Origin of the sequence: Rhodanobacter sp. Soil772 (assembly GCF_001428385.1) — a bacterium.
GTDB lineage: Bacteria > Pseudomonadota > Gammaproteobacteria > Xanthomonadales > Rhodanobacteraceae > Rhodanobacter.
Genome location: NZ_LMSK01000001.1, coordinates 239,794 through 262,624, shown reverse-complemented (window position 1 = coordinate 262,624; position 22,831 = coordinate 239,794). Strand labels below are relative to the sequence as shown.

Annotated in this window: 19 protein-coding genes and 1 pseudogene; 12 read left to right on the top strand and 8 right to left on the bottom strand. The window is 65.9% G+C overall.

Annotated elements, in window-relative coordinates; genetic code table 11:
* Nucleotides 1–26: 26 nt before the first annotated feature.
* The 4 genes from ASG75_RS01310 to ASG75_RS01295 all read right to left on the bottom strand — a co-directional run bounded on the left by ASG75_RS01310 (nt 27) and on the right by ASG75_RS01295 (nt 3,533).
* The gene (locus ASG75_RS01310) at nt 27–1,397 is read right to left on the bottom strand and encodes an FAD-containing oxidoreductase (RefSeq protein WP_056385005.1); all 1,371 of its coding nucleotides are present in this window, start codon (nt 1,395–1,397) and stop codon (nt 27–29) included.
* A 210-nt stretch (nt 1,398–1,607) separates the two neighbouring features.
* Nucleotides 1,608–2,093, bottom strand: a complete 486-nt coding sequence (locus ASG75_RS01305) for a YciI family protein (protein WP_082547455.1) — start codon at nt 2,091–2,093, stop codon at nt 1,608–1,610.
* 90 nt (nt 2,094–2,183) lie between these two features.
* Nucleotides 2,184–2,846: a glutathione S-transferase family protein gene (locus tag ASG75_RS01300; RefSeq protein ID WP_056386916.1), complete on the bottom strand. Its 663-nt coding sequence runs from the start codon at nt 2,844–2,846 to the stop codon at nt 2,184–2,186.
* A 117-nt stretch (nt 2,847–2,963) separates the two neighbouring features.
* Nucleotides 2,964–3,533, bottom strand: coding sequence for an NADPH-dependent FMN reductase (locus tag ASG75_RS01295; RefSeq protein ID WP_056385001.1), 570 nt, complete (start codon nt 3,531–3,533; stop codon nt 2,964–2,966).
* Between the two features lie 181 nt (nt 3,534–3,714).
* On the opposite strand from ASG75_RS01295, the gene ASG75_RS01290 reads away from it, so the two are divergent.
* From ASG75_RS01290 to ASG75_RS01280, 3 genes are all read left to right on the top strand, one after another.
* Complete coding sequence (locus ASG75_RS01290) at nt 3,715–7,014, top strand: amidohydrolase family protein (protein WP_056384999.1); 3,300 nt, start codon at nt 3,715–3,717, stop codon at nt 7,012–7,014.
* A gap of 379 nt (nt 7,015–7,393) precedes the next feature.
* On the top strand, nt 7,394–7,651 hold the full coding sequence (locus ASG75_RS01285) for a hypothetical protein (protein WP_056384997.1): 258 nt from the start codon (nt 7,394–7,396) through the stop codon (nt 7,649–7,651).
* Between the two features lie 86 nt (nt 7,652–7,737).
* Nucleotides 7,738–8,580 carry an MnmC family methyltransferase gene (locus ASG75_RS01280; RefSeq protein WP_056384994.1) on the top strand — a complete coding sequence of 281 codons (843 nt, stop codon included), beginning with the start codon at nt 7,738–7,740 and terminating at the stop codon, nt 8,578–8,580.
* 101 nt (nt 8,581–8,681) lie between these two features.
* Here ASG75_RS01280 and ASG75_RS01275 read toward each other — a convergent pair whose 3' ends face one another.
* A complete protein-coding gene (locus ASG75_RS01275; protein ID WP_056384993.1) occupies nt 8,682–10,538 on the bottom strand; it encodes a hypothetical protein in 1,857 nt (618 codons plus the stop codon).
* Between the two features lie 345 nt (nt 10,539–10,883).
* Between ASG75_RS01275 and ASG75_RS01270 the strand changes: the two genes are divergently transcribed.
* From ASG75_RS01270 to ASG75_RS01260, 3 genes are read left to right on the top strand one after another with little or no spacing between them, the layout of a single operon-like run.
* A complete protein-coding gene (locus ASG75_RS01270) occupies nt 10,884–11,735 on the top strand; it encodes an SAM-dependent methyltransferase (RefSeq protein WP_082547454.1) in 852 nt (283 codons plus the stop codon).
* A gap of 57 nt (nt 11,736–11,792) precedes the next feature.
* Nucleotides 11,793–12,101: a hypothetical protein gene (locus ASG75_RS15830; protein WP_082547453.1), complete on the top strand. Its 309-nt coding sequence runs from the start codon at nt 11,793–11,795 to the stop codon at nt 12,099–12,101.
* Between the two features lie 11 nt (nt 12,102–12,112).
* Nucleotides 12,113–13,894: a GGDEF domain-containing protein gene (locus ASG75_RS01260; protein WP_056384987.1), complete on the top strand. Its 1,782-nt coding sequence runs from the start codon at nt 12,113–12,115 to the stop codon at nt 13,892–13,894.
* A gap of 180 nt (nt 13,895–14,074) precedes the next feature.
* Here the strand turns inward: ASG75_RS01260 and ASG75_RS01255 are convergent, their stop codons facing one another.
* A complete protein-coding gene (locus ASG75_RS01255; protein WP_056384985.1) occupies nt 14,075–14,461 on the bottom strand; it encodes a hypothetical protein in 387 nt (128 codons plus the stop codon).
* 226 nt (nt 14,462–14,687) lie between these two features.
* On the opposite strand from ASG75_RS01255, the gene ASG75_RS01250 reads away from it, so the two are divergent.
* Nucleotides 14,688–15,233 carry a peroxiredoxin gene (locus ASG75_RS01250; RefSeq protein WP_056384982.1) on the top strand — a complete coding sequence of 182 codons (546 nt, stop codon included), beginning with the start codon at nt 14,688–14,690 and terminating at the stop codon, nt 15,231–15,233.
* An 88-nt stretch (nt 15,234–15,321) separates the two neighbouring features.
* Here the strand turns inward: ASG75_RS01250 and ASG75_RS01245 are convergent, their stop codons facing one another.
* Nucleotides 15,322–16,866 carry a M20/M25/M40 family metallo-hydrolase gene (locus ASG75_RS01245; RefSeq protein WP_235580124.1) on the bottom strand — a complete coding sequence of 515 codons (1,545 nt, stop codon included), beginning with the start codon at nt 16,864–16,866 and terminating at the stop codon, nt 15,322–15,324.
* A gap of 558 nt (nt 16,867–17,424) precedes the next feature.
* Between ASG75_RS01245 and ASG75_RS01240 the strand changes: the two are divergent.
* The 4 genes and pseudogenes from ASG75_RS01240 to ASG75_RS01225 all read left to right on the top strand — a co-directional run.
* Nucleotides 17,425–17,793, top strand: a pseudogene (locus tag ASG75_RS01240) (polymer-forming cytoskeletal protein); the annotation flags it as partial.
* Nucleotides 17,790–18,152 carry a hypothetical protein gene (locus ASG75_RS01235; protein ID WP_056384978.1) on the top strand — a complete coding sequence of 121 codons (363 nt, stop codon included), beginning with the start codon at nt 17,790–17,792 and terminating at the stop codon, nt 18,150–18,152. The pseudogene ASG75_RS01240 and the gene ASG75_RS01235, both read left to right, overlap by 4 nt.
* Before the next feature lie 123 nt (nt 18,153–18,275).
* Entirely contained in the window at nt 18,276–18,623 is a 348-nt protein-coding gene (locus tag ASG75_RS01230; RefSeq protein ID WP_056384976.1) for a RidA family protein, read from the top strand.
* A 256-nt stretch (nt 18,624–18,879) separates the two neighbouring features.
* Nucleotides 18,880–19,620: a DUF899 domain-containing protein gene (locus ASG75_RS01225; protein ID WP_056384973.1), complete on the top strand. Its 741-nt coding sequence runs from the start codon at nt 18,880–18,882 to the stop codon at nt 19,618–19,620.
* 91 nt (nt 19,621–19,711) lie between these two features.
* On the opposite strand, the gene bglX is transcribed toward ASG75_RS01225, so the two are convergent.
* Complete coding sequence (gene bglX / locus ASG75_RS01220; RefSeq protein ID WP_056384971.1) at nt 19,712–22,111, bottom strand: beta-glucosidase BglX; 2,400 nt, start codon at nt 22,109–22,111, stop codon at nt 19,712–19,714.
* A 389-nt stretch (nt 22,112–22,500) separates the two neighbouring features.
* Between bglX and ASG75_RS01215 the strand changes: the two genes are divergently transcribed.
* Nucleotides 22,501–22,698, top strand: a complete 198-nt coding sequence (locus ASG75_RS01215; protein WP_056384969.1) for a hypothetical protein — start codon at nt 22,501–22,503, stop codon at nt 22,696–22,698.
* Nucleotides 22,699–22,831: the final 133 nt, after the last annotated feature.

Sequence of the window (22,831 nt, the reverse complement as noted above, 5' to 3'; positions counted from 1 at the left end):
ATCCTGCCAGGCAACGGCAATGGGCCCTACCCGCCCGCTGCCTGCGCTTCCGCGATCAGCGTGGGGATCAGTTCCGATACGGTCGGGTGGATCGGCACCGTGTGCTGCAGCTGGGTGGCGGTGGCGCCCACGCTCATCATGTCGATGATGCCGTGGATCGCCTCGTCGCCATCGCTGCCGAGGATCGCGGCGCCGAGGATCGCCTTCGTTTCGGCATCGACGATCACCTTCATGAAGCCCTGCGTCTCGTCCTTCTCCACCGCGCGGCCGACCCGGCTCATCGGCCGCTTGCCGACCAGGAACGGACGCCCGCGCTCGCGCGCCTGCGCCTCGCTGATGCCGACGCGGCCCAGCGGCGGGTCGATGTACAGCGCGTAGCCGCTGACGCGCTCGCTGAGCCGGCGATGCTCGCCATCGAGCAGGTTCGCCGCAACCATCTCGAAGTCGTTGTACGCGGTATGCGTGAACGCGCCGCGGCCGTTGCAGTCGCCCAGCGCCCAGATGCCGGGCACGTTCGTGCGCAGCTCATCGTCGACGCTGATGTAGCCGCGCGCATCCGTCGCCACGCCGGCCTTCTCGAGGCCGAGGTCGCCGGTGTTCGGCACGCGTCCCACCGCCACCAGCACGTGGCTGCAGGCGAGCCGCTCGCCGTCGACCGTCACCGCGAGCGTTTCGCCTTCGCCCGCGAACGCGAGATCGGCGACACCGGTGCGAACGTCGATGCCTTCGCCTTCCAGGATCCCGCGCACCGCCGTCGACACGTCCTCGTCCTCGCGCCCGATCAGGTGCGGGCCTTTTTCCACCACGGTGACGCGGGCGCCGAAGCGGCGGTACATCTGCGCATATTCCAGCCCGATGTAGCTGCCGCCCACGATCAGCAGATGCGCCGGCACGCGGTCCAGGCCCAGGATCGAGGTGTTGGTGAGGTACGGGATGTCGTGCAGGCCGGGCAGGTCCGGCACCGCCGCGCGGCCGCCGACATTCAAGAAGATCTGCGGCGCGCTGAGCCGTTCGTCGCCCACGCGCAGGGTTTGCGCATCCTCGAACCGCGCATGACCTTCGATCACCGTGCAGCCGTCCATGCCATCCAGCCACGCGCGCACGCCGTGGCGCGCGTTGGCGATGACGGTGTCGGCACGCGACTTCACCCTGGCCATGTCGATGCCCACCGCGCCCGCCAGCACCACGCCGAAATCGGCCGCGCGACGGGCCATGTGCGCGGCGCGTGCACTGGCGACCAAGGTCTTGGTCGGCATGCAGCCGGTGTTGACGCAGGTGCCGCCGAACAGCTTGCGCTCGACCAGCGCTACCGACTGGCCGGCCCGGGTCAGCCGGTTCGCCAGCGGCGGGCCGGCCTGGCCCGCGCCGACGATGATCGCGTCGAACCGGCGGCTCATGACGCGGCCACCGCGAGCGGCAACGTGCTGGCGATCGACAATGCAAACGGATAGAAGGTCATGCCGTTACTCCCCGCATGGATGGGTCACGCAATGTCCATGGTGCCACCACAGCGCATCACGGCCGCGCGAATTTCCGCAGGCCGGCATGGACCCGCGGGCGCTGCAGGCGGCGTGCGGCAACGTCGAGGTGCGCAACGAACGGGGTATTCAGTTCGCCGGCGGCGTCAGTGCCTTGTGGATCTCCGGGATCATCATCGCGGCCGCGGAGCCGTACCACGGGTGGTACTCGGCGACCATCTCGCCGTTGACGATGACCGGATCGGTGACGGTCAGGCGCCGGGCTTCTTCGAGATCGTCCACGGCCAGCAGGAACAGCCCGCGCCAGCCGTCGGGATCTTTCGAAAACGGTCCGGCCATGACCAGCTTGCCCGCGGCGGCCAGACGTTCGATGTTGGCGAAGTGTCCGGCGAACATCGCCTTGCGCCGATCCCCTTCGGGTACCTTCGTCGGTCCCGTCTTCAGGATCACCAGTACATAACTGCGCATCCCGTGCGCGTCGGCGCCAAGGCGTTGCGCCAGCGCGCGATCGTAGGCAGTCGGCGCAGATCCGCTCTGCGCCACCGCCTGCGCGGCCACGTTAAAACCGAGACCCCACAGACACAGCGCAAGCAAGGCAGGCGAAGCGAGCTTCATGGCAGACTCCTGTGCGGGGAAACCCAGGGCCAGAGTACAGGTTTCCCACCACGAGGAAATCCACTGCACGCATCACGATGGCCAAGGCGATCAACGACCGCCATCACCTTGCCCGTCGCAACCGGGCGGCACGTCAAACCGGTAAGCCGTGTTTCCTGCCGAAGCCCGCTTCCCGAACTCCCGGGCGAAAGCCGTGAGGCGGCCATAAGGCGCGAGAGGGATAGTCGGGCGGAAGGCCAGATGCTCGATGAGGCAGAACAGCGACGCCTCCAGCATGCTGAGGTCGCGGGGCGGCAACGCGTCGACGACGGGCTGCACTCTTTCATCAAGCCACTCCAGGGCGTTGCGCAACCCGGCAGCGGCCTTGACGAAGTAGACGCTGTCCGCCGGAAGTTTGGCGATCTGCGTACCGAAGCCGAGCTGCACCTGCGCCTGCATGGCATGCCAGACGAGTTCCTGCGCATTGCGCGCCCGCACATCGCATGCATCCTCGGGCCAGACGATCCGCCGACGCTCCGGCGCGGACTCCGCCAGCACGCGGCAGATGTTTTCGGCGCCGAATACGCTCGCATCGCCCTGCGTGAGCACGGGCAACTTGAGCGCGGGATTCCCCGCATAGTCACGCGGATCCAGCGACGCTAGGTCGTAGACCGGAACGAACTCGCAGGCCACGCCAAGCTCTTCCGCAAACACGCGCACCAGGCGGGTGAAATGCGAACTGCTGCGGCCGGTGATCCGCAGTGTCGGATTCATGCCGACCATGTCACCTTCACGAGACAAGGCACCACCTCATGCGCAAGCGGGCAAACGGAAGCCGGCAGGTTACTCCTTCAAACCCTGGCCAGCTCACTCCTTCCCTTGACCGCCGCTTTACGAATTCCTTGTCGAGTTGCCTTGCGCGAAGGCGACGAAGCCCTCCACGAACTTGCGCAGCAGGTCGCTGGTACGCGCATCGACGATGGCGCCCTCGGCATCGAACACGCTGCCCGCGCGCGACACCATCAGGCGACCGCCGGTCCACAGCTCTGCGCCGACGGTACGCAGCACCGGCAGCCAGGCGTTCTGCGACAGGATCGTGCCGAAGCCGCCGGGCGACGCGCCCATCAGCGCCACCGGCTTGCCGGCGAACACGCGCGGAATGTCGGCCGGCGGTCGCGTCAGCCAGTCCAGCGCATTCTTGGTCACGCCGGGAATGCTGTTGTTGTATTCGGGCGTCGCGATCAGCAGGCCGTCGGCCGCCGCGATCGCGTCCTTGAGCGCCGTGACCTCGGCCGGAATGCCGTGCGCGGCTTCATCGTCGCCGTTGTACAGCGGAAACGCGGCAATCGACATGATCTCCAGCCGACTGCCGGCCGGCATCGTCGCGCCCGCGGCACGCAACAGCGCGGCATTGAACGAACCCTTGCGCAGGCTGCCGGAAAACCCCACGAGAACGGCCATGTCCCACCTCCGATACGGTCCCGACGAGAGGAGCGGCAAGAATAACGCGGACGCAAGGAGATGGAGGCAATCCGATGCGCCCGCGGGGAAGAACACGGCTCCGCCGCGTGCGGGACTTTCGGCCCGGTTGCGGCCGGTGCGCTTCCTCTACCATCGGAGGATTACCGATCCGGAGTTTCTCATGTCACTGCTTCGCCTCGCGATTCTCGCCACCCTCTCGCTCGCACCCGCAGCGGCGCTCGCCGCCGACGAAAAGGACGGCAAGACGTCCAAATGGGACGTCAACGCCGCGCATGGCCCGACCAAGACGGTCAAGTTCACCACCGACGAAGGTACCTGGATCGACCTCGACGTCAGTCCGGATGGCCGCAGCATCGTGTTCGCCCTGCTCGGCGACCTGTACCTGATGCCGATCGAGGGCGGCAGCGCGAAGCGGATCAGCTCGGGTCCGGCCTGGGACGTGCAGCCGCGGTTTTCGCCGGACGGCAAGGAAATCGCGTTCACCTCGGACCGCGGTGGCGGCAACAACCTCTGGCGCATGCCGGTGAGCGGCGGCAACGCGAGTGCGGTCAGCAAGGAGGATTTCCGCCTGATGAACAACCCGGCGTGGACGCCGGATGGCCAGTACCTCATCGGCCGCAAGCATTTCACCGGCGAGCGCTCGCTCGGCGCCGGCGAGTTGTGGATGTATCACAAGAGCGGCGGCGCCGGCCTGCAGCTGACCAAGCAGAAGAACGACCAGCAGGACCTGGGCGAACCCGCGGTGAGCCCGGATGGCCGCTACGTGTATTACTCCGAGGACGTCAGCGCCGGGCCGTACTTCCAGTACAACAAGAACCCGCACGACGTGATCTACGCGATCAAGCGGCTCGACCGCCGGACCGGCGAAACCGAAACCATCGTGGCGACGCCCGGCGGCGCGGTGCGGCCGCAGCCGTCGCCGGACGGAAAGTCGCTGGCCTTCGTCAAGCGCGTGCGCGAGAAGAGCGTGCTGCACCTGGTCGACCTCGACACCGGCGACGTGCGCCCGCTGTGGGACGGCCTCTCGCACGACATGCAGGAAGCCTGGGCGATCTTCGGCCCTTACGCGAACTTCGCCTGGACGCCGGATTCGCAGAACCTGGTGATCTGGGCACAGGGCAAGCTGTGGCGCGTCGATGCCGACAAGGGCACGCACACGCCGATCCCGTTCAGCGCCGCGGTCGAACAGACCGTGGCGCAACCGCTGCGCTTCGAACAGAAACTCGACCAGGGCAGCTTCGCGCCGAAGATGATCCGCGATGTCACCACCAGCCCGGACGGCAAGACGCTGGTGTTCCACGCGGTCGGCCACCTGTGGACCAAGGCGCTGCCGGATGGCATGCCGCAGCGTCTGGCCGCTGAAAACGGCCAGTTCGAATACCAGCCCGCGTTCAGTCCGGACGGTCGCAAGCTGCTGTACACGACCTGGTCCGACGCGGCGCAGGGCGCGATCGTCGAGCGCGACCTCGCCAGCGGCCAGGCCCGCACGCTGACCAACAAGCCCGGCTTCTATTACGCGCCGACGTATTCGCGCGACGGTAGCCAGATCGCCTACGCGAAAACCGCCGGCGGCTCGATCAGCGGCAACCTCAATGCCGGCGAAGCCGGCATCTACCTGATGCCGACGAACGGCGTCATGGCGAAGCGGATCGCGAAATCCGGCAGCAACCCGCAGTTCGCTGCCGACGGCCAGCGCGTGTACTTCCTCACCGGCAACGGTCTCAAGAAAAAGCTGCAAAGCGTGGGCATCCACGGCGAGGAACTGCGTGACGTGTTCGACCTGAAGTACGTCGATGCGGTCAGCCTCAGCCCGGACGGCCAGTGGGTCGCATTCACCGAACTGTTCAACGCCTACGTGGCGCCGCTGCCGCAGACCGGCACCGCGATCGAGCTGTCGAAGGACACCAAGGCGATCCCGCTGACCCAGGTCAGCAAGGACGTCGGCTCCTACCTGCACTGGTCGGCCGACGCGAAGGCGCTGCACTGGATGGTCGGGCGCAACTACCACTCACGCGATCTCAAGGACGCGTTCGCCTTCCTGCCCGGCGCACCGAAACAACTGCCCAAGCCCGGCAGCGAACGTGGCATCGACGTCGGCCTGAGCCTGCCGATGGATCGCCCGACGGACACCTTCGCGTTCACCGGCGCGCGCCTGATCACCATGAAGAACGCGCAGTCCGGCGAGCAGGAAGTGATCGAGAACGGCACCTTGATCGTCGAGGGCGACAGCATCCGCGCGCTCGGCGCGACGGGCAGCGTGGCGATTCCGGCCAACGCGACAGTCATCGACGTCACCGGCAAGACCATCGTGCCGGGCTATGTCGACGCGCATGCGCACGCCAGCCACTTCTTCACCGGCGTGGTGCCGCAGGCGAACTGGGCCTATTACGCCAACCTCGCGTTCGGCGTCACCACCATGCACGACCCGTCGGCTACCACCGAAACCGTGTTCTCGCAGGCCGAACTGCTCAAGACCGGCGACCTGGTCGGCCCGCGCGTGTTCTCCACCGGCACGATCCTGTACGGTGCCGACGGCGACTTCAAGGCGGTGATCAATTCGCTCGACGACGCCCGCGCCCACCTGCGCCGGATGCAGGCGAACGGCGCGTTCAGCGTGAAGAGCTACAACCAGCCGCGCCGCGAGCAGCACCAGCAGATCAACCAGGCCGCGCGCGAGCTGGGCATGCTGGTGGTCGAGGAAGGCGGTTCCACGCTCAACCACAACCTGCCGATGATCCTCGACGGCGTCACCAGCATCGAGCACAACCTGCCGGTCGCGCCGCTGTACGCCGACGTGATCAACCTGTGGAAGCAGACCGACGTGCGCAACACGCCGACCCTGGTGGTGAACTACGGCGGCCTGTCCGGCGAGAACTACTGGTATGCGCGCGACAACGTGTGGGAAGACAAGAAGCTCAACCGCTTCTTCCCACGCGAAACGCTCGACGCCCGTTCGATCCGCCGCGACACCGCGCCGGAGTGGGACTACTACTACAAGGAAGTCGGCGCCGCCGCGAAGAAACTGCGCGACGTCGGAGTGAAAATCCAGACCGGCGGCCACGGCCAACTGCAGGGCCTGTCCGAGAACTGGGAAATCTGGATGCTCGCGCAAAGCGGCTTCAGTAACTGGGAGGCCCTGCGCGCGGCCACCTACGACGGCGCCGACCTGCTCGGCCTGGCCCGCTACCTCGGCTCGCTGGAACCGGGCAAGCGCGCCGACTTCGTCGTACTCAACAGCAACCCGCTGGAGAACATTCGCGCCACCGCCGATACCCGCTACGTTGCCGTCAACGGCCGCGTGTTCGACATCGACGCCGACATGGCCGAAGTCGCCGGCAAGAGCCGCCCCGCCCCCGAGTTCTACTGGCAGCGTCACCGCGACGGCCGCAGCTTCGGCACCGAGTTCGGGCCCACCGCGCAATGCCACTGCCCGAAATCCGGCACGCTGCACCGGCATTGAGGCCTCGGCCCCTCTTCCGGAGATGCTGGGGGAGGGGCCAACTCGGCAGTCGCATGCAACACCTCGGCACGGTCGGCCACGCCGGCCACCGCGTCCATGCACCACACCCCGCCGTGGTGCTCCGCTTCCGTTTCAAAATTCTGCTTTTTGCCGCATTTTGCCTCACATAACATCATTTTCATGGATGTTTGCGTACGATGCGCGGACTTTCCTCTGCCCCACAGCCCCATATCCGGGAGCTTTACCGCGCACCTCAGCCGCGCCGCAGAGAGAAGTCCGATCGAGGCGACGGGTGTCGAGCACGCTTCGCCGCACGCCAAGCCGCCGGCGCAGGCCCACGCGCCCGCCACCGCGGAGCCACCAGCAAAAAGGAGAAACCATGTCCCGCAAGTCCACCCCGACCGTCAGCAAGCACAGCACCACGTCGCGCCTGTTCGGTCCCGGCAAGGGCAAGAGTCTGAGCCGAAGCATGACCAGCGAAACCATCGCCGACGACATCGCAGCGTTCAAGAAACACGGCGGCCGCATCGAGGTCCTGGGCAACACCCCGTTCCGCACGCGCACCCAGACCACCGCATTCCGCTCCAAGGACAATCTCCAGGCCGCCACCTCCGACAAGGCCTCCGCGCGGGGCTGACCCCCGCGCACGCACGCCAGTGGGTTACGATGCCGCCCCTCGCCGCGGTCGCGGCAAGCTACCGCTGTCCCAGGAGATTGCCCGCCGTGCCGCATTATTCCGGCCCCCTGCTCACGCGTCCGATCGCGGAGGCGTTGCTCGCCGCGCGCGATGCCGGCGCGGGCGAATGGACCGGCTCGCTGGACTTGGGCGTCTCGAGCGGCAACGTTCTGTTGCAGGCGGGTGCCTGGCAGTGGCGGGACCAGCGCTACCCGTACCCGTCCACGCTGAAGGACCGCACGATTTACCACTGGGACGGCGACGGGTTCGCGCCGGTGTCGCGCTATGCCGGCTCGCTGATCAAGCTGGTGCCCACCGAATGGGGCGCGCCCACGTTCGAGATCGACGGCATCAAGATGCTGCCCACTTCGAAGGAATCGCCGGTCACGGATGCGCGCCGCAAGGTGACGCTGGTCGAGCCGCACGGCAAAGTGGTGCTGGATACCTGCGGCGGCCTGGGCTACTTCGCGGCATGCTGCCTGGAAGCTGGCGTGGCGCACCTCCACTCGTTCGAGAAGAACGCGGACGTGCTGTGGTTGCGCACGCTCAACCCGTGGTCGCCGGACCCGGATGCGCCGACAAGCGGCGGCCGCCTGCAACTCACCCATGCCGACGTGTCGCAGGCGATCGCGCAACTCGCCGACGCCTCGGTGGACGCGCTGCTGCACGACCCGCCGCGCTTCGGCATCGCCGGCGAGCTGTACTCGCAGACGTTCTACGACCAGCTGGCGCGCGTGCTGCGCCGCGGCGGCCGCCTGTTCCACTACACCGGCAGCCCGAACAAGCTCACCAGCGGCCGCGACGTGCCGCGCGAGGTGGTGAAACGGCTGGAGAAGGCGGGCTTCAAGGCGCAGTTGGCGCTGGACGGCGTACTGGCGACACGGCGCTGAAAGGACCGATCGGAAAGTAGCTCCGGCCGATCCGGTTCAAGACAAAAACGGGCGCGATGACACTACCCATCACGCCCGTCATTTGGTGCCTTGCCGAAACCTCAGAGCCCGATGGCCGAGATCCGGGTCGCCCAGTTGCCAAGCGCAGCGCGCGTACCGCCGCACTGGAACAACGGAGCAGTCAGGTATTCGGTCAGGGTGCATGTGTGCGCGATGTACTCCGACGCGGTCCAGATCGTGTTGCCGTCGGCCGCCGCCGCACCGTAGTCGCCCCAGCGCGGACGATCACCAGCGAGGTAGGGGATGCCGGTAAAGCCGTCCCACGGACCCGCACCCGCCGCGGCGATATGGACATCACCGGCACCCAGTTTCGCATCCAGGCTGGCGTAGCCGGCGCTCGGATGGTCGTTGGGGCCAACCACGGTGAACGCGATGACGCCACGTCCGCTTTGCGTGACGGCCGCCGCGCCGTAGGTCAGATTCGCATCGGGCAAGGCCAGCGTGCCGTTGGCGGAGACGCCGCCGGACTTCGGCACGATGACGAAGTAGTTGATGCCCGAACCATGGCTGCCATTGGCCAGCAGCACGTCGGTATCCAACGTACCCCAGAGTTTGCCGTTGGCGTAGCTCACCTGCTGCATGCGCGAGTCGTTCACCGCCATGGGCCGTGGGGTCGGGTAGACGATATTCGGGTAGCCGAGATACGTCGGCGCGCAACCGGCCAGGGCAAAGCAATCGCGCAAGGGCGCACTGCCCGGCTTCTGCTGGGCCAGGCTGCTCGGCACGGCATAGGTCTGCACGGTCAGCGGCGAGACGCCCAGCACCAGGGTCGTGGGCGCGCTGTCGATGGCCTGCGTGTTCGTCACCGACCACAGCCAGATCGTGTTCGACGTGCCCGAGTCGTAGAACACCGCGTCCGAACTGAGCAGGTATTCGGTTCCGCCCAACGTGTCGACATACTGCCCGCCGGACGAGATGGCCGGCCACACCGTGAACGCGGGCGCCGGAACGCTCGGATCGCCGCCATTGAACAGCACCACATTCGGCGAGGCGGCGCCCGACGCCAGCGCCTGCTTGGAGATGGCGTAGATCTGCGCACCGTAGAAGCCGGGGCCGAACAGCGAGAACTCGTTGGTGGTCAGGAAGATCGCATGGGCGTCAGCGCCGATGTGGGGATAGTCGCCCAGGCAGAATCCACCCGTACAGCCGTGATCCGGCGTGCCCTGCGTGCCGTTGTTCTGCACCGGCAGGCGGTAGATGTTCCAGGCGCCGGTGGGGTTGGCGGTCTGGCTGACCGCGATGTCCAGGTGATTGGTTCCGGCCAGGGACGACGTCGTGCCGATGCGATCGAGCGTCAACACGACCTGGAACCAGCGCTGCGTGCCTGCATCGTAGTAGCAGGACGGGTCGGTGATGCTGGGTCCATACGCGCCGGTGGCGCGATTGATCGCCGCGGGGTAGCCATAGAACGTGTTGAGATCGACCGGGCCGACGAGTTCGTTGCCGGCGCTGTCGTAGATCGCCAGGACGTCGTTGACGCTTTCCATGACGAATCCGTTGCCGGCGCACAACCCTTGATCGGGCGGCTCCACCGAGAACTGGTTGCCACCATTGGCGTAACGCTGGTCGTGGAAATTGAGGCCATCGAAGCCGCCCAGCAACTGGGGGTTCGACTTGGCACGCCGGGCATTTCCCATCCGGTTGCTGCCGGCGTGTCCGTGGGCGATGCTGCGATTCACTACGGGCTCCTCGCCGAGTTCATCACCATCGCCCGAATCGGCATCCCCGGCGGTCATCGCCGGATCCTGTTCCAGGGTGGTCAGCGGCGCGCCCCCAACCGGCGTGGTCGTCGGCACCGTGGTGCCGCCTTTTTGCAGCCTGAGCGTCGTTGGCGAGGCGCCCAGGGCGCACGTAGCGAACGCCATAGCCGCTGCTGCGATGAGCAGTCGAATCTTCATATCATCGGTCTCCTGTGCGTTTGATAGGTGACCGCGTCCCCTGAAGACGCTGGCACCGGTTGCACCGATGAGCGCCCACGCAAGTACGCATATTGACATATGCGCCCGAGTACGATACGCGCATGTGGGGAGGGCCGCCATAGGTCCACAGGACCGTGGTTCGCCCACCCGAAAGAACCCCGGTTTCCGCCAGATCCTGCCGGGCACAGCCCATGGTCGGAGCTACGCCACCAGACTCCGACGGGCCGTTGCACGCGGAGCACGGGAGGTTCCGGGCCACGGTGGGAAAGACCTTGGCACACCCCGCGCCGCCGGAAGACGATCGCGCCGGCGCACTCCAGCACCATGAAATTGCCCTACTATCGCGCAGTGAGCACACCGACTCTTTCGCCATCGAACCACGCACGACGCGGCAGTCTGGCGTGCGTCGGTTTGGGCATGACTCTGGGCTCCCATCTCACGCCCCTGGCACGCAGCCATATCGAACAGGCGGACGTGGTGTTCGCGGCGCTCTCCGATGGCATCGTGGAGCTGTGGCTGCAGCGCATGCATTCTGACGTGCGCAGCCTCCAGCCCTACTACGCGGAGGGCAAGTCGAGGATGGTCACGTACCGGCAGTGGGTCGACCTGATGATGACCGAGGTGCGTGCCGGCAAGAACGTTTGCGGCGTGTTCTACGGCCACCCCGGCATCTTCGCCTGGTCGCCGCACAAGGCCATCGAGGTGGCCCGCGCGGAAGGCTTCAAGGCGCACATGGAACCGGGCATTTCCGCCGAGGACTGCCTCTACGCCGACCTGGGCATCGACCCGGGCCGCTTCGGCTGCCAGCACTTTGAGGCCAGCCAGCTGCTTTTCTACGAACGGCGGATTGATCCGGCCGGCTATCTGGTGCTGTGGCAAGTCGGACTGGTGGGTGATCTGTCCCTGAAACGCTTTTCCACCGGGCCGGCCTACCGGCAGGCACTGGTGGACGTGCTGAGCGCGGACTATCCGCTCGACCACGAGGTGATCATCTATCGCGGCGCCACCTTGCCGATCCAGAAACCGCGGATCCGCCGCATGGCGCTGCGCGACTTGCCCGGCGCCGAATTGACCGCCGAGGAGACGGTCGTGCTACCGCCCGGCGCGCCCTTGAAGCAGAATCCAGCCATGCGTGAACGGCTGGCGGCACTGGACAAGGAAGCTTCCATCGCTTGACACACTGCGGCGATCCGCAGTGCTCGCAAAACGGATACGTGGGAACAGGGGGAAAACATGTCGGACACGATCGAACTTCTAGAAGCCATCGGCCGGAACGCCACGCTGCGCCACGCATCTGTCGACGAGCTAGCGTCCATTCTCGAACAGGCGAAGGCGTCCGAGGCCCTCAAGTCTGCCGTCGCGGCGGGCGACAGCTCGCTTCTGTCCGAAGAATTCGGACACCAGCCGAATCGGGTACCGCAGATCACCAATGCGCCTGGACATGAGGAGGACGAGCCGGACCATGACGGCGACGACAAGCCGCATCGTCCGCCCGATCCCGGTCACAGCCCGCCGCACAAACGTACGCCGCACAAACAATAACCTCTCGCACCGTGCTCATCGGTCAGCAGGGAAGACGACTGGGGACCGCTTTGGCGGGCCTGCTTTTGTGCGCACTGATGCAGGCAAACCACGCCACCGATACTCCCAGGATCACCGACGCAAGCGCATTCCTCGACCAGACTGAGGATCTGCGCATCAAGGACCACCGGCAGTTCGCCGAACGGCTGGCGCAGATCCATCGCGAGTCGCCCGTACTCACCACGGCCGAGCAATGGCACCTGCGTTATCTCGATGCGCTTGAGTTTTCGATGGGTGGCAAATTCGCCGCCGCGGAAAAACCGCTGCACGATGTGATCGATCATTCAGGCGATCCGACGCTTGCCACCAAGGCATCGGCGCTGCTCATGAACAACCTGGCGGTCGGTCATCGCTACGAAGACGCCTTCAAGTTGGCCCAACAGCTCGCGATCGACCTACCCCGGATCCAGGACAAGGCGGTCCGCCTCCAGGTTCTCAGCTATCTGTCCCAGACGTTGAACCTGGCCGGACAGACGGATCTGGCGATCAAGTACGCCCATATGATGGAGGACACCGTTCCTTCAGATACGACCTCGTGCTACTCGCGTTCCAAGCTGGTTGCCGCGCTCTATAACGCCAAGCGGCTCACATCCTCGAGCCCGGAGCTGAAGCAGGTCATCGATACGTGCGAAGCGGCTCGACAGCCCATCATGACAACAACTGGGCAGCTCATCCTTAGCACGCTCTTCCTGGAAGAACACCAGCCCGCCAAAGCGTTGTCGCTGCTCGACCGGATAGCGCCGAGCATCCGGGTCAACCATTACTACCCGCACACGCTGTCCGCGCAGGTGCAGCGAGCTCAGGCGTATGAGCAACTTGGTAAAGATGAAGACGCCCGAAAGGCGGCGCTCGACGCCGTGGCGATGGCCAGCCCGGACGACATCAACGACTACCTTATGGATGCCTACGGGGTGCTCTACCGGGTCGCGAAGCGCCACGGCAACGCAGCTTCCGCACTCGCCTACTACGAACACTATGTCGCCCAGAACAAGGGCTCGCTCGATGATGCCGCGGCACAGGCATTGGCCTATCAAACGGTGCAGCAGAAGGTCCTGACCCGCAAGCTGGAAACCGAAGAGCTCGGCAAGCAGAACAGCGTCCTCAAGCTGCAGCAGGCGCTGGACACCAAGGCCGCGGAGAACAGCCGGCTCTACATCACGCTGTTGATCATCTTGCTGGCAGCCATCGCACTCTGGCTGTTCCGCACCATGCGCTCGCAGAGGCGTTTCAAGCACATGGCCAACCGCGACGGACTTACCGGCATCTACAACCACCAGCACTTCATCAATGAGGCCGATCGCGTCTTGCGCCTGCTGGAGAAGAAGCTCGGCCATGCCTGCCTGATATCCATCGACCTGGACCACTTCAAGCAGGTCAACGATACCCACGGCCACGCCATGGGCGATACCGTGCTGCGGCGTACCGTCGCCATTTGCCAACAACAATTGCGCTCAACCGATTTGTTTGGCCGTCTGGGCGGCGAGGAATTCGGCATCCTGCTGCACGACTGCTCCCGCGACCAGGGGCTGGATATCGCCGATCGCATCCGGGTTGCCATCGGAACAACGACGATCGAAAAAGACGGGAGTGGCGTGTCGATTTCCGCCAGCGTCGGCCTGGCCTTCACCGGCACTTCCGGCTACGAGCTGCAGCGGCTTTGCACGGCAGCGGATACGGCGCTTTATCGCGCCAAGCGCGGCGGGCGCAATCGCGTCATCGCCGACACCGAGAACGGCAGCCTGGTCGAAGCCTGAAATTTCAGGTGTCGGAACCAGAGGCGATTTGCGAAAAAGCGCACTCTGGGCTGACCCTTCGCACAGCATCGAACGGACTGGGCTGACTCGCCCGGAACTCCGCCCGCCTGTTGCGCGACACTCCCACCGCATCAGACTCCGGCCGTCCCTGGAGCCATTTTCGTGCCTGCTGCCGCGCCGTCAGCCGATGCGCAACTTGTTCAGGAACAGGCCCTGTTCGCGATCTCCGGCGCGGGAACCCTCGCGTCCTTCGACCAGCCAGCCCCACACGGTGCGCGTGCCGTCCGCATGCTGGCTATCCACGCGTACGTGGTCGCCTTGCGGAACCGGAAACCGGGTCACCACCACCATGGTTTGCTCATCCATCCAGATCAGCTGCGCGGGCTTGCTGACGACGGAATTGGACGTCCATCCGGAGCTGATGTGGATCTGCACTTCCTGCGGCGGATGGTCGCTGCGGTTGTCGAGCCGCCAGCCGTCGACTTTCTGCAGCAGCGCATCCAGGTCCGGATCACTCCAGTCGACCGTGCCGACCGAGACGCTCGAGCGTGACTTGTCGTGGCCCATGTGGCTGACCTCCCGCCGGATAGATGCGAATGGACATGCAAGCGCGTTCCCCGGCGCCAACATACCAGAACTCCCGCCCGGCGGCTGAACCCGGAAAAAGGAGCCATGGCCATGACTCCTCCTGCCGGTCCAGCGGGAATCAACACGGACTCCCGGGCCATGGCGGCACCTGTCCGGGCACTTCTGGCGTATAAATCGACTGGCCTATCAGTCAGAGGAATCCCCCATGAACGCCTTGTTGAAACTCGCAGCCCTCACCCTCGTCGGCACCGCTACCCTCGCACTGCCGGCATTTGCAGCGCTGAAGGAAGGCACCCAGGCGCCCGACTTTTCCGCGCCGGCCTATCTCGCCGGCCAGCCCTTCACGTTCAAGCTTGCCGACGCCCTGAAGAAGGGTCCCGTGGTGGTGTACTTCTTCCCTGCCGCGCACACCTCGGGCTGCAATCTGGAGGCGCACCTGTTCTCGGAGGCCATCGACCAGTTCAAGGCGCAGCACGCCACCGTGATCGGCGTCACCGCCGGCAATATCACGGAGCTGGCGGCTTTCTCGAAGGAAACCGAGCACTGCGGCGGCAAGTTCCCGGTCGCCGCCGACGACGGCGCGAAGATTGCCAAGGCGTATGACGCGCTGCTGTTGATGCGGCCCGGCTGGTCGGACCGCACCTCGTATGTGATCGCCCCGTCGGGGAAGATCGTGCACGTCTATTCGAACCTGAACCCGAAGCAGCACGTGCAGGAGACGCTGGGCGCGGTAAAGGCGCTCGCGAAATAAGACGAGCCCGCGTTGCCCACGACGCCTTTTCCGAAATGACGACGGGCCGGCAAGACCGGCCCGTCAGTGCAACCAGCCCTGTTGGGAATCAGCCTTCCAGCAGCGGCTTGCGCGGCAGTTTTTCCTCGCGCATGGCGGCGTGATAGACGAAGGACGCGACGATGGCTGCCGCCTGCTTCAGGTCTTCCGGCTCGGCATGGTCCCAGGTGTCCAGGTGGCTGTGATGGACGTTGCTGAAGTAGTCCAGGCGATCCTGGATAAACTGGAACCCCGGCAGACCAGCGCGATCGAACGCGATGTGGTCGGTGCTGCCGGTGTTGCGGGTGACCACGGTGGTGGCGCCGACGTCGTGGAACGGCTCCAGCCAGGCCTTGAAGATCGGCATCACTGCCAGGTTTTCCTGGGCGTAGATGCCGCGGAAGCGGCCCGAGCCGTTGTCCATGTTGAAGTAGGCCGAGAAGCGGTCGTAGTCGCGCGTCTTCTGCAGCGCACCGGTCGGTTCGCGCAGCGACGCCGGCAACGCCTTCTGCTTGGGATCGGTCGGCTCCGGATACGCGGCGAAGTGCTTGGACACGTACGCCTGCGAACCGATCAGGCCCTGCTCCTCACCGCTCCACAGCGCCACGCGGATGGTGCGTCTGGGCTTGGCGCCCACTGCCTTGAGGATGCGCATGGCTTCCATCATCACCGCCACGCCGGCGGCGTTGTCGGCCGCGCCGGTACCGGTGTGCCAGGAATCCATGTGCGCGCCCAGCATGACGATCTCGCCGGCCTTGCTGCCGCTGCCCGGGATCTCGGCCACGGTGTTGTAGCCGGGCTGGTTGGCCTCGTCGGTGAAGCGTGCTTTCACGTTCACCCGCAGCTTCACCGCCTGCTTGCGCTCGATCGCGCGCGCCAGCTGGTTGTAGTGCTCGGCCGCCATCGCCAGCTCCGGCACGCCAACGGATTCACCGGCCTTGCGCGAGCCACCGCCGCCGACGCGGATGATGCCGTTGTCCCAGCCGCTGATGCTGAGGGTGGCCAGCACGCCTTCGGCGACGAAGAATTCGTTGGCGGCGCGAGTCAACTCCTGGCGCTCGGTGTAGGTCTTGATCCGCTTGGCGCGATCCTTGTCGGCATCCTTGGGCACGGCAAACGCCTGCAGTTCGGCCAGGCCGGCCTCGTCGTGGCGGTGCGAATCCGCTTCGACGCCGCGCTTGTATTCGCGCGCTTCGTTCAACAACAGGATCTTGCCCGCCAGCTTGCCCTTGTATTTCTCAAGGTCGGCGAGCTTCTTGATCGTGACCGCCATCACCTCGCCCTCGACCGGGCCGTTGGTGCCGGGCGTCCACGCCTTGGGCAGCGCATGCAGCGGCAGCGTGCGCGGGCTGAGCATTTCCACGCTGGCGTCGCTGAACTCCCAGCCGCGGCCGAAGTCGTCGAAGGCCTCGTCGTGAACGTTGGCCAGGCCCCAGTCGTTGAACTTCCCGCGGGTCCAGGCATTGGCCTGCGCCATCTGCGGCGAATTGGTCAGACGCGGACCAATGTTCTCGGTCAGGTGGCTGAAAGTCGCCATCACCTGCGAACGATGAAACGCCTCCTGGCGGATGCGGCTGACCATGTCCAGGTCCACCGGCTCCTGCGCCACGGCCATCCCGCTGACTCCCAGACACATCATCACCAACATGCAACGCTTGATCACAGCTTTCCCCTGGTACGGTTGGACGCAAGAACTTTCGAATCTAGCGCCCTGCCTCTCCGCGCTCATGGGCCTTTAGTCATGCTGCCTGCCGTGGGCCCAAGAAATGGTCACCGCTGCTTTGGCCGGACAAGGAGGATTGAAACGTTCCCTCCACCCCGTCTGATCCGGGATTTTTACCCACGCCTCATGCATCGTCCCGCGCGTAACGGAGTGCTCAAGCCCGCAGCCAATGGCTAACAGGACGTGAACGTGACCCCGTTTTTGCACGGGTAAGTGAACCTAACCCCGTTTTGGGCACCATTTGGGGGGTACGGTTGACCCTCCGTCCGACTGAACCGGAGTCCCGCCATGGCCCTGTGGAAAGAATCCGTCAAGATCCCCGCCACTGAAACGCCCGAAGCCACGGACCTGGCACGCCCCAGCATTCAAGAGACCAAGCCCGAGGCGCAAACGCCGGTGCAGCCCGCACTCCGTCCCACACCCACGCCCACGCCGGGCAAGCCCAAGACCGAATCGCTGATCGCGCCTGATATCACCATCGAGGGCAAGATCGAAGGTGAGGGCCACGTGCGCATAGCCGGCAACTTCAAGGGCGATGTCAACGTGCGCGGCGACCTCACCATCGAGCCTGGTGCCAGGGTGACCGGCAGCGTGCGCGCCGAGAAGGTCACCATCGCGGGCGAACTGACCGGCAACATCGAATCCGCGGCGCACGTGGAATTGCAGCAAAGTGGCGCGCTGACCGGCGACCTGAAGGCAGGATCGCTCAGCGTGGCAGCCGGTTCGCGCATGCGCGGCCAGGCCGAGTTCGGCTGGGACGATGCCAAGGACAGCAACAGCGCGCACAAGACCAGTGGGCACAACGGCACAATTTCGTGACCACCACACATCCCGGCACGGCCGGAGCGACGCGCATCTGCCCGCACTGCCGGGAGACCATCCTGGAAAGTGCGGGGGTATGTCCCGCCTGCCGCCACAAGTTGCGCTTCAGTGAGCCAGCCAGCGCGAGCGCAGCGCCAGCATCCGTACCACTGCGCGTGGAAGGCAGCTTTCGCAACCCCGTCGGCAGCGGCGCATGGGAATACTCGATGGTGCTGACCATCCGCAACGAACGCGGCGAGGAGATCGCGCGCAAGCTGGTTGGCGTCGGCGCCATGCTGCCGGACGAACAACGCACTTTCACGCTGAGCGTCGAGATGAATCCCGCCAGCGCCGGCGGCAAGCGCACATGGCATTGATGCGCACATCGCGCTCTTGAGCTGCACGCGAGGGGCCAGAGGTATTCAACCCGCAAGGAAAGTGCCTCAGCCCCCTTTGTTTCTGGTAACAATGACGGTGATATTCCTACAGGAAACCACCCCATGATCCAGCGTTTCGATAGCGGCCCCCGCATGTCCGAAATGACCATCCACAACGGCGTGGCGTATCTCGCCGGGCAGGTAGCCGAGGACACCAGCGTCGATATCGTCGGTCAGACTGAGCAGGTACTCCATGCCATCGATGACCTGTTGAAGCTGGCCATGACCGACAAGACCAACATCCTGCGCGCGGAAATCTTCCTGGCCGACATGGCCGACTTCGCCGGCATGAACGAAGCCTGGGATCAGTGGGTACCCCAGGGCGCCACGCCAGCGCGTGCCACGGTGCAGGCGAAGCTGGCCAGACCGAACTGGAAAATCGAGATCGTGGTCACCGCTGCGGTGCCGTGATCGCGCGGCATTCCAACAATCGACCCGCCGAAAACCAGGGTCCGAAAAAGCCGGGCCACCTCAACCTGATCCCTTTGATCTTGCAGTCGCCTCGGAGCTTTCACCGGCCGCGCGCGTGAATCCCGCCACACTTGTCACTCCCGCCGTTCGACATCCGGCGGTAAAACTGGTCCATCACCCACAGCGAGCGATCGGCAGTGGCGGTGGCGCATTCCGGCCCGAACCCACGAGAGATCGCTCTCATCCGGAGGCTGCGATGACCACGAACAAATCACCCGGAAACGGCCGCAAAGAAGGACGGCGCGCCATGAACACGCCGCCGGTTGTACCGCCGCAGGAGTGGGAGGCCGCGCGCGCGCAGCTTCTGGTCAGGGAGAAAGCCATGACCCGCGCCCGCGACGCGCTGGCCGCCGAGCGACGGCGGATGCCGTGGATGGCGGTGGAAAAGTCATACGTGTTCGACGGCCCCGAAGGCAAGACGAGTCTGCTCGATCTTTTCGCGGGCCGCCGTCAGCTGATCGTCTACCGTGCCTTCTTCGAGCCGGGTGTGCATGGCTGGCCGGAGCATGCCTGCATCGGCTGTTCCCTGGGAGCGGATCAGGTTTCCCATCTCGCTCACTTGAACGCACGCGACACGACGCTCGTGTATGCCTCGCGTGCACCACAGGCCGACATCGCGCGCCTGAAGGCGCGGATGGGTTGGGAAAAAATCCCGTGGTACACGATCACCGACAGCTTCGACGCCGACTTCGGCGTGGACGAGTGGCATGGCCACAACGCGTTCATCCGCGACGGCGACCGCGTGTTCCGCACCTACTTCATCAACGGCCGCGGCGACGAGGCGATGGGCACCGTCTGGAGCTACCTCGACATGACGGCGCTCGGGCGCCAGGAGTCGTGGGAGGACTCGCCGGAGGGCTATCCCCAGACCCGGCCGTACAAGTGGTGGAACTGGCACGAGCTTTACGTCCCCGGCGCCGCGATCGACCCGGAATAGGACAAGGTGTCGGAAGCCGGAGAGGCCGCGTTTCGGGAAAAACACGACGACTGATCGGGGCGGAACCGCCGGCCTGGCAACGGGCGGCCATCTATCGCGTGACGTCGAACTCCGCCTGCTGCGTCGCCTGCGAGCTGCCGCCGACCCACACCGTGTAGTGCGTGGGCTCCACGATCTGGCGGCTGCGCACGTCGTAGAAGGACAGCTCCGGGAAACCCAGCTCGAAGCGCAGTTGCCGTGACTCGCCCGGCGCCAGCGTGACGCGCTGGAAGCCCTTCAGGCTGCGCACCGGCTGCTCGACACTGGCACCGAGGTTGCGCACGTAAAGCTGGGCCACCTCGGTGGCTTCGCGTTTGCCGGTATTGGTCAGCGTGGCGGTCACGGTCAGCAGCGACCTCGCATCCGGCCGGTTGGCCCCGGCCAGCGGCAGCGCGCGGCGCGAAACGCGCACGTCGGAGTAGGCAAAGCTGCTGTAGCTCAGGCCGTAACCGAACGGGAACAGCGCATCGTTCGGCACGTCGATGTAGCGCGAGATGAAGCGGGTGTCGCCGGCAGGTGGCCTGGACAGGTCGGCTGCGCCCGGCGGACGGCCGGTCGGGAACTGGTTGTAATAGAGCGGCTCCTGCCCCACCGCGCGCGGAAAGCTCATCGGCAGCTTGCCGCTGGGCGCCACGTCGCCGAACAACACGTTCGCCAGCGCGTTGCCCGCTTCGGTACCCGGGAACCACACGGCCATGATCGCCGGCACGTGCCGGGCTGCCCAGTCCAGCACCAGCGGGCGGCCGGAGAACACCAGCAGCACCACCGGCTTGCCGGTGGCCGCCACCTGCTCCAGCAGTTGCTGCTGCTTGCCCGGCAGGTCGAGGTGGGCGCGCGAGCCGGCTTCGCCGCTCATCGCCGACGATTCGCCGAGCGCCATCACCACCACGTCAGCTTGGCGGGCCGCCTGCAGCGCGGCGTCGAAGCCCGCGGCCGAATCGCTGTCGATGTCGGTGCCTTGCGCGAACAGCAAGTGGCCGCCGCGCTGCTGCATGCGCCGCTCCAGCGCCTGGCGCAGGGTCACCACATCGGGTGTCCGGGCTCCGCCGCCCCAGGCGCCCTGCATCTCGTTGGAGGCATCCGCCAGCGGGCCGATGAGCGCCACCGACTTCACGCCCTCGCCCAGTGGCAGCACCGCCTTGCCGTCGACCGGCGCGTTGCGCAGCAGCACGAAGGACTCCTCGGCGGCGCGGCGCACCAGCGGGCGATGACCAGGCACCGCGTGCGTCACCTCGGCGCCTTGCGCGTAAGGATGCTCGAACAGTCCCAGCGCGAACTTCACGCGCAGCACGCGGCGCACCGCTTCGTCCACGGTGGCCATCGACAGCCTATGTTCGTCGAGGAGCTTCGGAATCTGCGTGTCGTAGAAGTGGGACATCATGTCCACCTCGACGCCGGCCTTCAGCGCCTTTTCGGTGGCGGCGGCCGCATCGAGCGCGATGCCGTGGTTGATCAGTTCCATCACCGCGGTGTAGTCGCTCACCACGAAGCCGTCGAAGCCCCATTCCTTGCGCAGGATCTCGTCCATCAGATACGGGCTGGCCGTGGCCGGCACGCCGTTGAGCGCGTTGAACGAACTCATCATCGTCGCGGCGCCCGCCTCGACCGCAGCCTTGTACGGCGGCAGGTAGACCTGGCGCAGGCGGATGTCGGACATGTCGGTGGTGTTGTACTCGCGCCCGGCCTCGGCCGCGCCGTAGGCAGCGAAGTGCTTGACCGAGGCGGCGACACTGTCCGGCTTCGACAGATCGCTCCCCTGGTAGCCGCGCACGTAGGCGCGCGCCATCGCCGAACCCAGGTACGGGTCCTCCCCCGCGCCTTCGGTGGAACGGCCCCAGCGCGCGTCGCGCGAGATGTCCACCATCGGCGAATAGAACCACTTCACGCCCGCGGTGGTGGCCTCCGTCGCGGACATGTGGGAGACGTCCTCGACCAACCTGGTATCCCACGACGCGGCCAGGCCAAGCGGTACCGGGTAGATCGTGCGGTAACCGTGGATCACGTCGGCGCCGAACAAAATCGGGATGTGCAGGCGGCTGTGCATCGCCGCTTCCTGGAAGGCGCGCGTCTTCTCGGCGCCGACGACGTTCAGCATCGAGCCCAGCCGCCCTTCGCGCGCCAACTGCATGGCGTCCACCCGGGTCTTCGTTTCCGGATTGGCGGCCAGCGCCTGGTCGCCGTCGGCGGTGGTCGCGCTGAAACCCTGGTCGTTGTACTGCACCAGCTGGCCGATCTTCTCGTCCAGGGTCATCTGCTTGAGCAGCGCCTCGACGCGCCGCGCAATTTGCGGCGAAGCCAGCTGCGCGTTGGGCAGGACGGTCGCGCTTGGCGAACGCAGCCGCGGCTCCTGGCCTGGCGAGGCGCCGGCTGTCGAAGCCGCAGCAACCGATGCGACAGCAGCGGAAAGCAACAGCACAGCGGGATACAACGAGAACATGGCGGGTCGTTTCATGGAGGCCTGGGCAAGCACGGGGATGATCAAGGTTTAAACGCGCCGCGCGAAGAAAGCAACAACGAACCTTGGGCGGCCCGCAGGCCTGGGCTGATTCAAGAGTGCTGTTTCAAAAGGTGCCGGGGTGAATCGGCAGCCGTCAGTCCGTGCGGCTCCGGCTCGTGTCGGCGGCCACCGCGCGGCGTTTCACGTGGTCGACGAAGGCGTGCAGCTTGGGCAGCATCTGCCGCCGGCTGGGGTAGTAGAGAAACATGCCAGGCGCCGTCGGCGCGTACGGCTCTCCACCTCGACCTCGGGATACGCCTCGCAGAAGGAGGCGATCAACGGCTCCAGCAGCACCGACACCACCACGCGCGGCACCGACAGCCGCAGCAGGCCGGTCGGCCGCTGTGGTCGACCTCGTCGGCGACTACTACCACGGCGTCACGCTCAATCTTTCCGCGCTGTCGGGCGAACTGGGCGCCGCCTACGCCATCCCGATCCTCTACGTGCCCTTGCTGATGATCACGCATGGCGCCGCGTTCCACCTGATGGCGCGCCACCGACACAGCGCTTCCCGGCTCGTCACAGGCGAGGCGGCGTCATAGACCGAGCGCCGGGTGGAAAGCCGGGCCCGTCGCCCCTGTCAGGAAAATGCGCTCTTGGCTTTCCCCTTTTCGGGCACCCTTCCTCGCATCCGGATTGCAAAATCCTTGTGACCGCTCTCATAGTTGCGGTGTG